Consider the following 14,036-nt stretch of genomic DNA (forward strand, 5'->3'; position numbering starts at 1 on the left):
CGCATATTGCATTCGCTCCGAGGAATACCATGGCCCGCGTAACCGTTGAAGACTGCCTGAACCACGTGGAAAACCGTTTTGAGCTGGTCATGCTGTCCACCAAACGTGCCCGTCAACTGGCCACCGGCGGCAAAGAGCCACTGGTTCAGTGGGAAAACGACAAGCCTACCGTTGTAGCGCTGCGTGAAATCGCTGAAGGCCTGATGAGCTATGAGTTCATCGCCAATGCTGAAATCGTCGAAGACGAACCGCTGTTCGCAGCGTTCGAGGACGAGTCCAACGAGGCCGTCTAAGCCTATGCCTGGTCGACGTAGCACGGCGCGGGGTCACAGCGAACGGCAGGAGTCATCATGCCGAGCATAGACGCCCTCGCCGATCGCTTATCGACCTACCTCGGCAAGGACCAGGTCAACCTGGTCCGCCGAGCGTATTTCTACGCCGAACAAGCCCACGACGGCCAACGCCGCCGCAGCGGCGAGGCGTACGTCACGCATCCTCTTGCGGTGGCGAATATTCTTGCCGACATGCATATGGACCATCAGAGTTTGATGGCGGCCATGCTGCATGACGTGATCGAAGACACCGGGATTGCCAAAGAAGCGCTGCAAGCGCAGTTCGGCGAAACCGTGGCCGAACTGGTCGATGGGGTCAGCAAACTGACCCAGATGAACTTCGAGACCAAGGCTGAAGCCCAAGCCGAAAACTTCCAGAAAATGGCCATGGCCATGGCCCGCGACATTCGCGTGATCCTGGTCAAGCTGGCTGACCGCCTGCACAACATGCGCACGCTGGAAGTGCTGTCCGGCGAAAAACGCCGACGCATCGCCAAGGAAACCCTGGAAATCTATGCGCCCATCGCCAATCGGCTGGGCATGCACGCCATCCGCATAGAGTTCGAAGACCTCGGCTTCAAGGCCATGCACCCGATGCGTTCCGCGCGGATCAACCAGGCCGTCAAGCGCGCCCGGGGCAACCGCAAGGAAATCGTCAACAAGATCGAAGAGTCCCTCAGCCACTGCCTGGCGATTGATGAAATCCAGGGCGAAGTCAGCGGGCGCCAGAAACACCTCTACGGCATCTACAAAAAAATGCGCGGCAAGCGTCGAGCCTTCAACGAGATCATGGACGTGTACGCGTTCCGGATCATCGTCGACAAGGTCGATACCTGCTACCGCGTGCTAGGTGCTGTGCATAATTTGTACAAACCGTTGCCGGGGCGTTTCAAGGATTACATCGCGATCCCCAAGGCCAACGGCTATCAATCGCTGCACACCACGCTGTTCGGCATGCACGGCGTACCGATCGAGATCCAGATCCGCACCCGTGAAATGGAAGAGATGGCCAACAACGGCATCGCCGCCCATTGGCTGTACAAATCCAGCGGCGACGAGCAACCGAAAGGTACTCACGCCCGTGCCCGCCAGTGGGTCAAAGGCGTGCTGGAAATGCAGCAACGCGCCGGCAACTCGCTGGAATTCATCGAAAGTGTGAAGATCGACCTGTTCCCGGACGAGGTCTACGTGTTCACGCCTAAAGGCCGGATCATGGAGCTGCCCAAAGGCTCCACGGCGGTGGACTTCGCTTACGCGGTGCACACCGACGTCGGCAACAGCTGCATCGCCTGCCGGATCAACCGTCGTCTCGCACCGCTGTCCGAACCGCTGCAAAGCGGCTCCACGGTCGAGATCGTCAGTGCCCCCGGCGCGCGGCCGAACCCGGCGTGGCTCAACTTTGTGGTTACCGGTAAGGCGCGGACCCACATCCGCCACGCGCTGAAACTGCAACGCCGCTCCGAATCCATCAGCCTCGGCGAACGCCTGCTGAACAAGGTGCTCAACGGTTTCGACAGCACCCTGGACAAAATCCCGGCCGAGCGCATCAAGGCGATGCTCACCGAATATCGCCTGGAACTGATTGAAGACCTGCTCGAAGACATCGGCCTGGGCAATCGCATGGCCTATGTAGTCGCCCGCCGCCTGCTGGGCGAAGGCGAACAACTGCCGAGCGCCGAAGGCCCATTGGCGATTCGCGGCACCGAAGGCCTGGTACTCAGCTACGCCAAGTGCTGCACGCCGATCCCGGGCGACCCGATTGTCGGTCACCTGTCCGCGGGCAAAGGCATGGTCGTGCACCTGGACAACTGCCGCAATATCAGCGAAATCCGCCACAACCCGGAAAAATGCATCCAGCTCTCGTGGGCCAAGGATGTCACCGGCGAATTCAACGTCGAGCTGCGCGTCGAACTGGAACATCAGCGCGGCTTGATCGCCCTGCTGGCCAGCAGCGTCAACGCGGCCGACGGCAATATCGAAAAAATCAGCATGGACGAACGCGATGGTCGCATCAGCGTGGTCCAACTGGTGGTCAGCGTGCACGACCGTGTGCACCTGGCCCGCGTGATCAAGAAACTGCGCGCCTTGACCGGGGTGATTCGCATCACCCGCATGCGTGCGTAGCCCATCCATTACAAGGAGTCATTCATGACCAAGACTGTTATCACCAGCGACAAGGCCCCGGCCGCCATCGGTACTTATTCCCAGGCGATCAAGGCTGGCAATACCGTTTACATGTCGGGTCAGATTCCCCTGGACCCAAAAACCATGGAACTGGTCGAAGGCTTCGAAGCCCAGACCGTCCAGGTGTTCGAGAACCTGAAAGCCGTGGCCGAAGCTGCCGGCGGTTCGTTCAAGGACATCGTCAAACTGAACATCTTCCTCACCGACCTGAGCCACTTCGCCAAGGTCAACGAGATCATGGGCAAATACTTTGACCAGCCCTACCCTGCCCGCGCCGCCATCGGCGTAGCAGCCCTGCCAAAGGGTTCGCAGGTAGAAATGGACGCCATTCTGGTCATCGAGTAATACATCCGGCGCAGCCTCCCAGGCTGCGCCGTTTTCGTTTTGAAAGGATTCCACCATGCGCAAAGCGCTTGCCCTCTCCTTGCTCGCCGTTTTCCTCGGCGGCTGCGCCAGCAATCCTGCCGACCGCGACATCAGCGGCACCTGGATCAACCAGGTGGCCATCGATGCTGCCTCCAAGGGCGGCCCCCTGCGCGAAGCGCTCCAGGCTTACGGTCCGAACCTGGAATGGGACGTCAATACCAAGGCCGGTCAGGCCCGCTACACCAATGGCTTTGAAAACGTCGAAGGCAAGCTGCTGGCCGATGAGTCCGGCGCCTGGAAAGTCGACTTTTATGGCAGCTCCGCCAGCGAGCTGCGACGTGACGGCAAGCAATTGAGCCAGGTTGCGAACGACAACGAGCCCGCGCAAGTCTTCGACCGCGCCTTGATTCCGGTCCCGGAAGGCGCGCCGATTGGCGCCAGCTTCGAACGTGCGCTGTACTCGGCCTATATGGGCGGCAGCTGGAAAGTCGTCAACGGTCAGGGTGAAGGCAGCACGGTGCAATTCCAGGCGGATGGCCAGGTGGCCGGCCTGCCGGGCGCGGACCGTTATGCCCTGTGTCTGGCGGGCGATTGCGCGTCGATGAGCGGCGGCAACGACAACATGTGGCTGCAACTGAACGGCCAGGGCAATACCTGGATCTTTGCGCGCAAGGGTAAAGAGCTGGAAATCTTCCAGGCTGTGAACACGGCTCAGGCGGATGAAATGCCTTCGTTTACACCGGGCCAGCGGCAGTGGTTGCTCGAGAAGCAGTGACCGTGATCTGACAGCAAAGTAGACCCCATGTGGGAGCGGGCTTGCTCGCGAAAGCGGTGTAACAGTCAACGAAGATGTTGAATGTTATGGCCCCTTCGCGAGCAAGCCCGCTCCCACAGTTGTTTTGGGGGGGGTGGTGAGTCAGCAGCGACCTTCAAGAATCGCGGCGTAGCCTTCGCGATAGCTTGGATACTTCGGCTCCCAACCCAAGGCTTTCGCCCTGGCATTGCTGCAACGCTTGCTGCCCGTGCGACGCACACTCTCGTCCTCGGCCCATTCGGTCACGCCCAGATACTCACGCAACCAGCCCACCACTTCCGCCAATGGCGCAGGCGCGTCGTCGACGCCTATATAGACGTCATCCAGCGCAGCCCCCCGCTGATCAGCCTCCAGCAGATACGCCATCAACCCCGCCGCGTCGTCCGAGTGAATGCGGTTGCCATATAACGGCGGATCAATCGCCACGCGATAACCGCGTCGAACCTGAGTCAGCAGAAACTCTCGGCCCGGGCCATAAATGCCGGTCAGGCGCACGATGCTCGCCGGGATGCCGCTGTTGAGGGCAATTTGCTCGGCCTCCAGCATCACCCGCCCTGAATAACCAGCCGCCACGGTCGGCGAGGTCTCATCGACCCACTCGCCCTCCTGCTGGCCATAAACACTGCTGCTGGACACGAACAACAGCCGACTGGGCACCTGCCCGTAATCGCCCAGCCACTCCAGCACGTGCTGCAACCCCTGAATATAAGCGGCGCGATAACCCGCTTCATCGTGATCGGTGGCCGCTGCGCAATACACCAGGTAATCCACCGCACCGATTGGCCAGGTTTCCGGACAGTCCTTATTGAACAAGTCGCCGGCAACGCCAATCACCCCTTCGGGCAAGCGTGAGACGTCACGCCGCAAGCCGTGAACCTCCCACCCCGAAGCCAGCAATTGCGTGGCCAGACGACTGCCGACATCACCGCAGCCGGCGATCAAAACAGATGGCGCGGACATCAGAAAACTCCCTCAGGAAAGGTACAGACTAGCGCCCGTAAAGGACGAGCGGCTAGTAATGGAAGAAAAAAAGAGAAGCCATTACTTTTGTTAACAAGAATTACTTGCAATAATGCCAGCCACTTTTGTTCTCGGCCCTACGAGGCCTGGAAGAACATTTACCCTATTTTTCTCTCAGGTCCGGCCAGCATGACACGCAATCTATTTCCCGCTTCGCCAACCAAACGACCTCGCGCCTGGAGCGCTGTGGCCGCCCTGCTGCTCAGCCTGATGCTGGCGCCGACCGCCGCTTTCGCTGATGCACAAGCCCCCGTCACTCCAGCCGCCGCGACTGCTCCGGCCTCTGCTGATCACGCTGCTCCGACTGCTGCACCGGCCGCTACCGACCCGGCTCACGCCGTGGACGCCACAGCTGAAGACGCACCTGAAGTCCTCGAACCCGACAACACCCTGGGCATGGCCCACGACCTGTCGCCTTGGGGCATGTACCAGAACGCCGATATTATCGTGAAAATCGTGATGATCGGCCTGGCCATCGCCTCGATCATCACCTGGACCATCTGGATCGCCAAAGGCTTCGAACTGATGGGCGCCAAACGTCGCCTGCGTAACGAAATTGTCCACCTGAAGAAAGCCACCACCCTTAAAGAAGCCAGCGCCACCGCGACCAAGCAAGGCACCCTCGCCCATCTGCTGGTCCACGACGCCCTCGAAGAAATGCGCCTGTCGGCCAACAGCCGCGAGAAAGAAGGCATCAAGGAACGTGTCGCCTTCCGCCTCGAGCGTCTGGTTGCAGCGTGCGGTCGCAACATGAGCAGCGGCACCGGCGTGCTCGCCACCATCGGTTCCACCGCACCGTTCGTGGGTTTGTTCGGCACCGTGTGGGGCATCATGAACAGCTTCATCGGCATCGCCAAAACCCAGACCACCAACCTCGCCGTTGTCGCTCCAGGTATTGCCGAAGCCCTGCTGGCCACTGCGCTGGGCCTGGTTGCCGCGATTCCTGCCGTGGTGATCTACAACGTCTTCGCCCGCTCCATCGCCGGTTACAAGGCGCAGGTGTCGGACGCCTCTGCTGAAGTTCTGTTGCTGGTCAGCCGTGATCTGGATCACCTGCCGACCGCTGAGCGCTCCATGCAACCCCACGTGGTCAAAGTAGGGTAATCAGCCATGGGCTTGCATTTGAAAGAAGGCGCGGACGACGATCTGGCCGAGAACCACGAAATCAACGTCACGCCGTTTATCGACGTGATGCTGGTGCTGTTGATCATCTTCATGGTCGCCGCGCCGTTGGCCACCGTGGACATCAAGGTCGACCTGCCCGCTTCCAGCGCCAAACCGGCGCCACGGCCAGAGAAACCGGTGTTCCTCAGCGTAAAAGCTGACCAACGCCTGTTCCTCGGTGAAGACGAAGTGAAGGCCGAAGCACTCGGCGCCACCCTCGACGCCAGGACCAAGGGCAAGAAAGATACGACGATCTTCTTCCAGGCCGATAAAGGCGTGGACTACGGCGACCTGATGAGCGTGATGGACAACCTGCGCTCCGCCGGTTACCTGAAGGTGGGTCTGGTCGGGCTTGAGACAGTCAAGAAATGATCACGACGCGCCATAAGCTGACGCGTTACAGCGGGAGCCTGGCCGTGGTGCTGGGCGTCCATGCCCTGGCCATTGCGCTGGCGGTGAACTGGACCGCGCGCCCACCGATCGAGCTGCCACCGCAGGCGATGATGGTGGAGCTGGCACCGGTTCCGGCCCCGCCACCGCCGGCACCGCCGAAAGTGATCACGCCGCCACAACCACCGGCCCCGGTGGAAGAGCTGCCGATCCCGAAACTGGCGGAAGTACCGAAGGCCGAGATCGCCGTGCCGAAACCGGTCAAACCCAAGCCCAAGCCGCAACCGCCCAAGCCTGTGGAGAAAAAACCGGAGCCGCCGAAGGAAAAACCGTCCGAGGAAAAACCGAGCGACGCGCAACCGACCCAGGCCCCGACCGAGAAATCCGCACAGCCAGCCCCAGGTCCGTCGCCCGCGCAGCAGGCCGCCAAGGCCAGTTGGCAAGGCACCCTGCTCGCTCACCTGGCCAAGTACAAAAAGTACCCGGCCAGTGCGCAATCCCGGGGCAAGGAAGGCTTGAACCGCCTACGCTTCGTGGTCGATGGCGAAGGCAATGTGTTGTCGTTCGAACTGGTGGGCCGCTCCGGCAACGCCGATCTGGACCGGGCCACCCTGGAAATGATCAAGCGCGCCCAGCCGCTGCCCAAGCCTCCAGCCGACATGCTGACTAACGGCTCCATCGAAATTGTTGCACCATTTGTTTACTCGCTGGAACGCCGTCGGTAAGACACCGCAAGTCCCATGTGGGAGCGGGCTTGCTCGCGAAGAGGCCATCACATCCAACATCCATGTTGGCTGACACGCCGCTTTCGCGAGCAAGCTCTGCTCCTACAGGTCATGCAACAGCCAAAAAGGCACCGAAAGGTGCCTTTTGCATATCCGTCAGCGGCAAACCTGCATTGCCCTGTGTCACTCAACACACTCACTCTGATAACGTGCGTCTATCGATTGCAGCCGGTATGCTTGGCCCGCAACTTCATGGACGCTCGCTATGACTCTTACAGAATTACGCTACATCGTTACCCTCGCCCAAGAGCAGCACTTCGGCCACGCGGCCGAGCGTTGCCACGTCAGCCAGCCGACCCTGTCGGTGGGCGTGAAAAAGCTTGAAGACGAACTCGGTGTGCTGATTTTCGAGCGCAGCAAGAGCGCCGTGCGCCTGACCCCGGTTGGCGAAGGCATCGTGGCCCAGGCACAAAAAGTCCTGGAACAGGCCCAAGGCATCCGCGAACTGGCCCAGGCCGGCAAGAACCAACTGACCGCGCCGCTGAAAGTCGGTGCGATCTACACCGTCGGTCCGTACCTGTTCCCGCACCTGATTCCACAACTGCACCGGGTCGCCCCGCAGATGCCGTTGTACATCGAAGAAAACTTCACCCACGTGCTGCGCGACAAACTGCGCAACGGCGAGCTCGACGCGATCATCATCGCCCTGCCGTTCAACGAAGCCGACGTGCTGACCCTGCCGCTCTACGACGAACCGTTCTACGTCCTGATGCCGGCCCAGCACCCGTGGACGCAAAAAGAGACCATCGACGCCGCCCTGCTCAACGACAAGAGCCTGCTGCTGCTCGGCGAAGGCCACTGCTTCCGCGATCAAGTGCTGGAAGCCTGCCCGACCCTGGGCAAAGGCAACGACGGCGCCAAGCACACCACAGTGGAATCCAGCTCCCTGGAAACCATCCGCCACATGGTCGCTTCCGGTCTCGGCATTTCGATCCTGCCGCTGTCGGCGGTGGACAGCCACCATTACGCGCCAGGCGTGATAGCCGTGCGCCCACTGTCGCCGCCGGTGCCGTTCCGCACCGTGGCCATCGCTTGGCGCGCGAGCTTCCCGCGACCGAAGGCGATAGAAATCCTCGCTGACTCCATTCGCCTGTGCTCGGTGGCCAAGCCACAAGCGCCGGTGGTGGCCGGTTAAGTCGCTGCCATGACCGAGTTGTCGCAAGTGTCGGTGACGGCACTCAAGGGTGTCGGTGAAGCCATGGCCGAGAAATTGGCCAAGGTCGGCCTGGAAAATCTCCAGGACGTGCTTTTCCACCTGCCTTTGCGCTATCAGGATCGCACTCGCGTGGTCCCGATTGGCCACTTGCGACCCGGCCAGGATGCGGTGATCGAAGGCACCGTCAGCGGCGCCGACGTGGTCATGGGCCGACGCCGTAGCTTGGTGGTGCGGATACAGGACGGCACCGGCGGGCTGAGCCTGCGTTTCTACCATTTCAGCAATGCCCAGAAAGAAGGCCTCAAACGCGGCACGCGGATTCGCTGCTACGGCGAAGCGCGGCCTGGTGCCTCTGGCCTGGAGATCTACCACCCGGAATACCGCGCCATCGCTGGCGATGAGCCGCCGCCGGTGGATGAAACCCTGACACCGGTCTACCCGCTCACCGAAGGTCTGACCCAACAGCGTTTGCGCCAACTGTGCATGCAAACCCTAACCCTGCTCGGCCCAACCAGCCTGCCCGACTGGCTGCCGACCGAACTGGCCCGGGACTATCAACTGGCGCCGCTGGCCGATGCGATCCGCTACCTGCATCACCCGCCCGCCGATGCCGACGTCGATGAACTCGCCCTCGGTCATCACTGGGCGCAGCACCGCTTGGCCTTCGAAGAACTGCTGACCCACCAATTGTCCCAGCAGCGCCTGCGCGAAAGCATGCGCTCCTTGCGCGCGCCGGCGATGCCGAAAGCCACCAAGCTGCCGGCCAAATACCTGGCCAACCTCGGCTTTACGCCGACCGGAGCCCAGCAACGGGTCGGTAACGAAATCGCCTACGACCTCAGTCAGCACGAACCGATGCTGCGGTTGATCCAGGGTGACGTTGGCGCGGGTAAAACCGTGGTCGCCGCCCTCGCCGCATTGCAGGCGCTGGAAGCTGGCTATCAAGTCGCGTTGATGGCGCCGACCGAGATCCTCGCCGAGCAGCACTTCATCACCTTCAAGCGCTGGCTCGAACCTTTGGGCATCGAAGTCGCGTGGCTGGCCGGCAAGCTCAAGGGCAAAAACCGTGTCGCCGCCCTGGAGCAGATCGCCAACGGTGCGCCGATGGTGGTCGGCACCCACGCGTTGTTTCAGGAAGAAGTGCAATTCAAGAACCTCGCCCTGGCGATCATCGACGAACAACATCGCTTTGGCGTCCAGCAGCGCCTCGCATTGCGGCAGAAAGGCGTTGGCGGACGGATGTGCCCGCACCAGCTAATCATGACTGCCACGCCGATTCCACGGACGCTGGCCATGAGCGCTTACGCCGACCTCGACACCTCGATCCTCGACGAACTGCCGCCCGGCCGAACGCCTGTGAACACCGTGCTGGTCACCGATACTCGGCGCGTCGAAGTCATCGAACGGGTACGCGGCGCCTGTGCAGAAGGGCGTCAGGCCTATTGGGTTTGCACACTGATTGAAGAATCCGAAGAGCTGACCTGTCAGGCCGCTGAAACTACTTACGAAGACCTCACCGCCGCCCTCGGCGAGCTGAAGGTCGGGCTGATCCACGGGCGCATGAAGCCTGCCGAGAAAGCTGCGGTCATGGCCGAGTTCAAGGCCGGCAACCTGCAACTGTTGGTCGCCACCACGGTGATCGAAGTCGGCGTTGACGTACCGAACGCCAGCCTGATGATTATCGAAAACCCCGAACGCCTCGGCCTGGCGCAACTGCACCAGTTACGCGGTCGCGTCGGTCGGGGCAGTGCCGCCAGCCATTGCGTGCTGCTCTACCATCCGCCGCTGTCACAGATCGGCCGTCAGCGCCTCGGTATCATGCGTGAAACCAACGACGGTTTTGTCATCGCCGAAAAAGACCTCGAACTGCGCGGCCCCGGCGAAATGCTCGGCACGCGCCAGACCGGTCTGCTTCAATTCAAGGTCGCGGACCTGATGCGCGACGCCGATCTGCTGCCCGCCGTACGCGATGCGGCCCAGGCGCTGCTGGAGCGCTGGCCGGATCACGTCAGCCCGTTGCTCGATCGCTGGCTGCGTCATGGGCAGCAATACGGCCAAGTGTGAGCACCGTCGCAGTTTCTGGACCATGGCTTTAAACAAGCTGGTTATACTCCTGCCATTGTTTGCAAACGGATACAGACCATGACTGAAGCTGCCCTCGTCCCCGAAACCCCGCACGCTCCGTCAATTATTCGGCTGCTGCTCGGCAAGCTGGGTATCGCCTACGAAGAAGTCCTCGACCATCACGGCTTGAACGCCTCGCGCAAAGTGCAGGCGGTTTTGCTCGACGATGCGGTCGGCGCGCTCATGGTGCTGTTCCCGCAGAGCCAATTGCTGGACCTCAATCGCCTCGCCGAACTGACAGGCCGTCGACTGACCGCCGTTTCGACCGAACGCCTGGAGAAGATGCTCGGCAAACACAGCCTGAGCCTGCTGCCCGGCCTGCCGGCGCTCACCAGTTCGCCGTGCCTGTACGAAGAAAGCCTGCTGCGAGAGCCGAAGTTGCTGATCAACTCGGGCGAGCCGAACGTGCTGCTGGAAATCTCCAGCGAAGCCTTCAAGACCATGCTCACCAAGGCCAGCGCCGCCAACTTCGGCGAAGCCCTGACCAGCATCCGCCCGAACCTGGACCGCCCGGACGATGACCGCGAGGAAATCACCCAAGCCGTTCAAGCGTTCACCGCGCGGCGCATCCAGCAACGCCTGGAAGCAACCATCGAAATTCCGCCACTGGCTGAAACCGCGCAAAAAATCATCAAACTGCGGGTCGACCCCAACGCCACCATCGACGACATCACCGGTGTCGTCGAAACCGACCCGGCCCTGGCCGCGCAAGTCGTGAGCTGGGCGGCGTCGCCGTACTACGCCTCGCCGGGCAAGATTCGTTCCGTGGAAGACGCGATCGTCCGCGTGCTTGGCTTTGATCTTGTGATCAACCTGGCACTGGGCCTGGCCCTCGGCAAAACCCTGAGCCTGCCAAAAGACCATCCGCAACACACCACGCCGTACTGGCAGCAATCGATCTACACCGCCGCCGTTATCGAAGGCCTGACCCGCGCCATGCCGCGCGCTCAGCGCCCGGAAGCCGGCCTGACCTACCTCGCCGGCCTGCTGCACAACTTCGGCTATTTGCTGCTGGCCCACGTCTTCCCGCCGCACTTCTCGCTGATCTGCCGCCACCTGGAGGTCAACCCGCACCTGTGCCACAGCTATGTCGAGCAACATTTGCTGGGTATCAGCCGCGAACAGATCGGCGCTTGGTTGATGCGCTACTGGGACATGCCGGACGAGCTGGCCACGGCGCTGCGCTTCCAGCACGACCCGAGCTATGACGGCGCGTATGCCGAATACCCGAACCTTGTGTGCCTGGCGGTGCGCTTGCTGCGTAGTCGCGGGATTGGGTCAGGGCCGGATGAGGATATTCCGGATGCGCTGCTGGAGCGGCTTGGCTTGACCCGAGACAAGGCCAATGATGTGGTCAGCAAAGTGCTTGAAGCTGAAGTACTGCTGCGCGAATTGGCTTCGCAATTCACCCAAGCTTAAAAGCTTCGCGGGCAAGTCGAATCGTCGCACCGCTCGCTCCTACGGAGTGGTCCAAAAAAACTGGACCCCAACAGGCTTGCCCGCGAAGAATCCAACTCGGTCTAACGTATTCACTCAAGCTTGGCAGCGGCTCATCCCAGAAAACGAAGCAAAAAGCCGCTCACGCTCCCGTTATCGTGAAGCACCAGCGTACTGGTAACGATTCGATTGTCTTCCATGAATGCGGTACTCCGAAGCAGATCTCCCTCCCGGCTACTGTATTCGACATAGCCTCTGCCTTCTCCAAACGCCCCATCCAGTTTTCCGCTCGGCAAATAACGTGCGACCAGTTGCCCTCTGGATTCGTTATCAAAGTTGCTTCCAATACTCCCGGTAGCGACAATTTCTCCATTGTTCTGTACAGCACAGCTTCCCCACGTGTGCCCAATGGCCAACCGATCGAAATGCGGCTTCCCATCATTAAAAACCAGGTTGTAACTGCCACTTTCGTTGAGATTGACAATCAAGGCTTGGCTTTCGGATTGTGTCTCCCCACCTCCGACGGCAAGTACTCCACCGTCCTTTTTCAAGAAAATCCGACTAAGAAGCAAACTTCCTTGCCCACCAGGACTGGAAATAATCAGCACGCCATTTTTTTCAGGACCAAACGAAGTGTCTACCGTACCGTTTTCGTTGTAACGAATGACGAATGCCTCGCTAAGCACGTCGACACCTCGGTCAAAGTACCCGCAGATAACAATTTTTTTATCAGGTTGAACGATCACGCCGCGGGCGTAGTTGTAAAGAAAGTTAATCCCCGGAACGTCAACCAGAACATAACCTGTTCCACCGAATTGACTATCCAGAACTCCCCGCTCATCCAGACGTAGAACAATCCCCTGAATATCGTCAAAACCAAAAGCGATCGAAGCGCTTAACAATACCTTTTCTTTATTTCGTCCCTGTAACGGTTCTATGGCTGAAAACACATTCAAGTTCAGCAATCCCGGCAGTTTGGCATCAGATTCCTCATCGACTTTATCGACCCAAAGCTTGGCCGTTTCCCATTTTTTGTTATCACCCAAATCCTCAATCTTGATAATAACGATGCCGCTAACGCCAAATGTACTGTCTAACGTGCCATCTGGGTTAAGGCGCACGACAGCCAGACTTTCCAGGTCAAAGAATGAATCGGGAACTGCCCGCCCCACAATGATCCAGCCGCCGCTTTGTAGCGAATGAATACTGCTCGGTGCAAAGCTCATTTCCTTGAGGAAAGGGATATCTACGACCCCATTTTGACCGAACGTATCATCAAGTTTTCCGGAAGAGCCTAACCGGGCGATTTTGATAAAACCGTCATCTGACGCATTAAAAACCAGAAGTAATTTTTCCTCCGGTAAAGCTTGAACAAGTATGGAGTGATCGCCCTCAAGTCCTGGCGATGGCAATGTTAGTACCCCGCCGTCTGCAAATGAGGGATCAAGTCCGTTTGCCGCAGCAGCTTTTTCTGAAAGGTGGCTCATATGTACACTTCCTCGTTAAAGAATGAGTAACCGGCATTGCGCGAGTTAAACACGAGGAAGTGCACTTAGGGACCTGTCATAAATGACAGCAAGATTGTCTTTGCGAGACTAATTTATGGCGCAACGAGCCAACGTCGTATCGGGAGGAAATCAGGCAATGACGGGTAAATCTCACACCCACAGATACAGATCTGCTGCAAGACTTACCCGCGTCGGGGGTAGTTCGGTCTAATTTACTCTCAAGCCATAGGCTTGGCTTTTCGCGGTTTCAAATACTTGGTCAACCCCTGGAACCAGATCACCAGCGCCGGGTTGCCCTTGATCTGAATCGACTTGTCCTGAATCCCGGTCATAAACGCCAACTGCTTGTTCTTCGCCTGCATCGTGGCAAAGCCATACGCCGCGTCTTTAAAGGCAATCGCAAACGCCGGCTCGGCATATACACCGGACTTGCTGGTAATACGCTGATCCTTCACCAGGAAATGCCGCGCCACTTTCCCGTCCAGGGTCTGTAGCTGGAACACCAATTCCTTGTCACCCAACTGCTGTTGAAATGCAGGATTAGTCCGACTGGCCTTACCCATCAACAAACCCAGCATCCACAGAAGAAAACGAAATTTCATGCGCACAGCCTCAAAGAAAAATGAACGGCCGGCGCAGTGTAGCGGCTTCAGACGATAACGACACTATTGGCTTGTGTTTGCAGAAGATGGTGCGGTTTTTGGCGCCAATGACTGCCAAGTCACGTTTCAACTGACGATACAAACGCCTCCACCG

13 protein-coding genes are annotated in these 14,036 nt (G+C 59.5%); 10 read left to right on the forward strand and 3 right to left on the reverse strand.

Annotation, left to right across the window (positions count from 1 at the left end; genetic code table 11):
- Window positions 1–29 precede the first annotated feature (29 nt).
- The 4 genes from rpoZ to ACWIKB_RS02315 are packed head-to-tail and all read left to right on the forward strand — an operon-like array spanning window position 30 to window position 3,657.
- Window positions 30–293 (forward strand): DNA-directed RNA polymerase subunit omega, encoded by a 264-nt coding sequence (gene rpoZ / locus ACWIKB_RS02300; RefSeq protein ID WP_007894670.1) that lies wholly within the window; start codon window positions 30–32, stop codon window positions 291–293.
- Window positions 294–350: 57 nt separating this feature from the next.
- Window positions 351–2,456, forward strand: coding sequence for a bifunctional GTP diphosphokinase/guanosine-3',5'-bis pyrophosphate 3'-pyrophosphohydrolase (gene spoT, locus ACWIKB_RS02305; RefSeq protein WP_475265147.1), 2,106 nt, complete (start codon window positions 351–353; stop codon window positions 2,454–2,456).
- Between the two features lie 24 nt (window positions 2,457–2,480).
- Window positions 2,481–2,861 (forward strand): RidA family protein, encoded by a 381-nt coding sequence (locus tag ACWIKB_RS02310; RefSeq protein WP_003229509.1) that lies wholly within the window; start codon window positions 2,481–2,483, stop codon window positions 2,859–2,861.
- Window positions 2,862–2,916: 55 nt separating this feature from the next.
- Entirely contained in the window at window positions 2,917–3,657 is a 741-nt protein-coding gene (locus ACWIKB_RS02315; protein ID WP_475265148.1) for a hypothetical protein, read from the forward strand.
- A gap of 141 nt (window positions 3,658–3,798) precedes the next feature.
- Here the strand turns inward: ACWIKB_RS02315 and ACWIKB_RS02320 are convergent, their stop codons facing one another.
- The gene (locus tag ACWIKB_RS02320) at window positions 3,799–4,656 is read right to left on the reverse strand and encodes an SDR family oxidoreductase (protein WP_475265149.1); all 858 of its coding nucleotides are present in this window, start codon (window positions 4,654–4,656) and stop codon (window positions 3,799–3,801) included.
- Between the two features lie 189 nt (window positions 4,657–4,845).
- Here ACWIKB_RS02320 and exbB point away from each other — a divergent pair, with 189 nt between their 5' ends.
- The 6 genes from exbB to ACWIKB_RS02350 all read left to right on the forward strand — a co-directional run bounded on the left by exbB (window position 4,846) and on the right by ACWIKB_RS02350 (window position 11,754).
- Window positions 4,846–5,820, forward strand: coding sequence for a tonB-system energizer ExbB (gene exbB, locus ACWIKB_RS02325; protein WP_475265150.1), 975 nt, complete (start codon window positions 4,846–4,848; stop codon window positions 5,818–5,820).
- 6 nt (window positions 5,821–5,826) lie between these two features.
- On the forward strand, window positions 5,827–6,252 hold the full coding sequence (gene exbD, locus ACWIKB_RS02330) for a TonB system transport protein ExbD (protein WP_475265151.1): 426 nt from the start codon (window positions 5,827–5,829) through the stop codon (window positions 6,250–6,252).
- Window positions 6,249–6,995 (forward strand): energy transducer TonB family protein, encoded by a 747-nt coding sequence (locus tag ACWIKB_RS02335; RefSeq protein ID WP_475265152.1) that lies wholly within the window; start codon window positions 6,249–6,251, stop codon window positions 6,993–6,995. Before exbD ends, ACWIKB_RS02335 begins: the two co-directional genes overlap by 4 nt.
- Window positions 6,996–7,260: 265 nt before the next feature.
- Window positions 7,261–8,190 carry a hydrogen peroxide-inducible genes activator gene (locus ACWIKB_RS02340; RefSeq protein WP_123408680.1) on the forward strand — a complete coding sequence of 310 codons (930 nt, stop codon included), beginning with the start codon at window positions 7,261–7,263 and terminating at the stop codon, window positions 8,188–8,190.
- 9 nt (window positions 8,191–8,199) lie between these two features.
- Window positions 8,200–10,275 carry an ATP-dependent DNA helicase RecG gene (recG, locus tag ACWIKB_RS02345; protein WP_475265153.1) on the forward strand — a complete coding sequence of 692 codons (2,076 nt, stop codon included), beginning with the start codon at window positions 8,200–8,202 and terminating at the stop codon, window positions 10,273–10,275.
- A 78-nt stretch (window positions 10,276–10,353) separates the two neighbouring features.
- Window positions 10,354–11,754 (forward strand): aminoacyl-tRNA deacylase and HDOD domain-containing protein, encoded by a 1,401-nt coding sequence (locus ACWIKB_RS02350; RefSeq protein ID WP_475265154.1) that lies wholly within the window; start codon window positions 10,354–10,356, stop codon window positions 11,752–11,754.
- A gap of 131 nt (window positions 11,755–11,885) precedes the next feature.
- On the opposite strand, the gene ACWIKB_RS02355 is transcribed toward ACWIKB_RS02350, so the two are convergent.
- Entirely contained in the window at window positions 11,886–13,259 is a 1,374-nt protein-coding gene (locus ACWIKB_RS02355) for a hypothetical protein (protein ID WP_475265155.1), read from the reverse strand.
- Window positions 13,260–13,498: 239 nt separating this feature from the next.
- On the reverse strand, window positions 13,499–13,882 hold the full coding sequence (locus tag ACWIKB_RS02360; RefSeq protein WP_475265156.1) for a helicase: 384 nt from the start codon (window positions 13,880–13,882) through the stop codon (window positions 13,499–13,501).
- Between the last annotated feature and the right edge of the window lie 154 nt (window positions 13,883–14,036).

The sequence above is a fragment of the Pseudomonas sp. 5Vm1k genome (genome assembly GCF_056161485.1).

Bases quoted from the DNA above. Each gene is read 5' to 3' on its own strand.
- rpoZ (WP_007894670.1), top strand. From the start codon at position 30: ATGGCCCGCGTAACCGTTGAAGACTGCCTGAACCACGTGGAAAACCGT.
- spoT (WP_475265147.1), top strand. From the start codon at position 351: ATGCCGAGCATAGACGCCCTCGCCGATCGCTTATCGACCTACCTCGGC.
- ACWIKB_RS02310 (WP_003229509.1), top strand. From the start codon at position 2,481: ATGACCAAGACTGTTATCACCAGCGACAAGGCCCCGGCCGCCATCGGT.
- ACWIKB_RS02315 (WP_475265148.1), top strand. From the start codon at position 2,917: ATGCGCAAAGCGCTTGCCCTCTCCTTGCTCGCCGTTTTCCTCGGCGGC.
- ACWIKB_RS02320 (WP_475265149.1), bottom strand. From the start codon at position 4,656: ATGTCCGCGCCATCTGTTTTGATCGCCGGCTGCGGTGATGTCGGCAGT.
- exbB (WP_475265150.1), top strand. From the start codon at position 4,846: ATGACACGCAATCTATTTCCCGCTTCGCCAACCAAACGACCTCGCGCC.
- exbD (WP_475265151.1), top strand. From the start codon at position 5,827: ATGGGCTTGCATTTGAAAGAAGGCGCGGACGACGATCTGGCCGAGAAC.
- ACWIKB_RS02335 (WP_475265152.1), top strand. From the start codon at position 6,249: ATGATCACGACGCGCCATAAGCTGACGCGTTACAGCGGGAGCCTGGCC.
- ACWIKB_RS02340 (WP_123408680.1), top strand. From the start codon at position 7,261: ATGACTCTTACAGAATTACGCTACATCGTTACCCTCGCCCAAGAGCAG.
- recG (WP_475265153.1), top strand. From the start codon at position 8,200: ATGACCGAGTTGTCGCAAGTGTCGGTGACGGCACTCAAGGGTGTCGGT.
- ACWIKB_RS02350 (WP_475265154.1), top strand. From the start codon at position 10,354: ATGACTGAAGCTGCCCTCGTCCCCGAAACCCCGCACGCTCCGTCAATT.
- ACWIKB_RS02355 (WP_475265155.1), bottom strand. From the start codon at position 13,259: ATGAGCCACCTTTCAGAAAAAGCTGCTGCGGCAAACGGACTTGATCCC.
- ACWIKB_RS02360 (WP_475265156.1), bottom strand. From the start codon at position 13,882: ATGAAATTTCGTTTTCTTCTGTGGATGCTGGGTTTGTTGATGGGTAAG.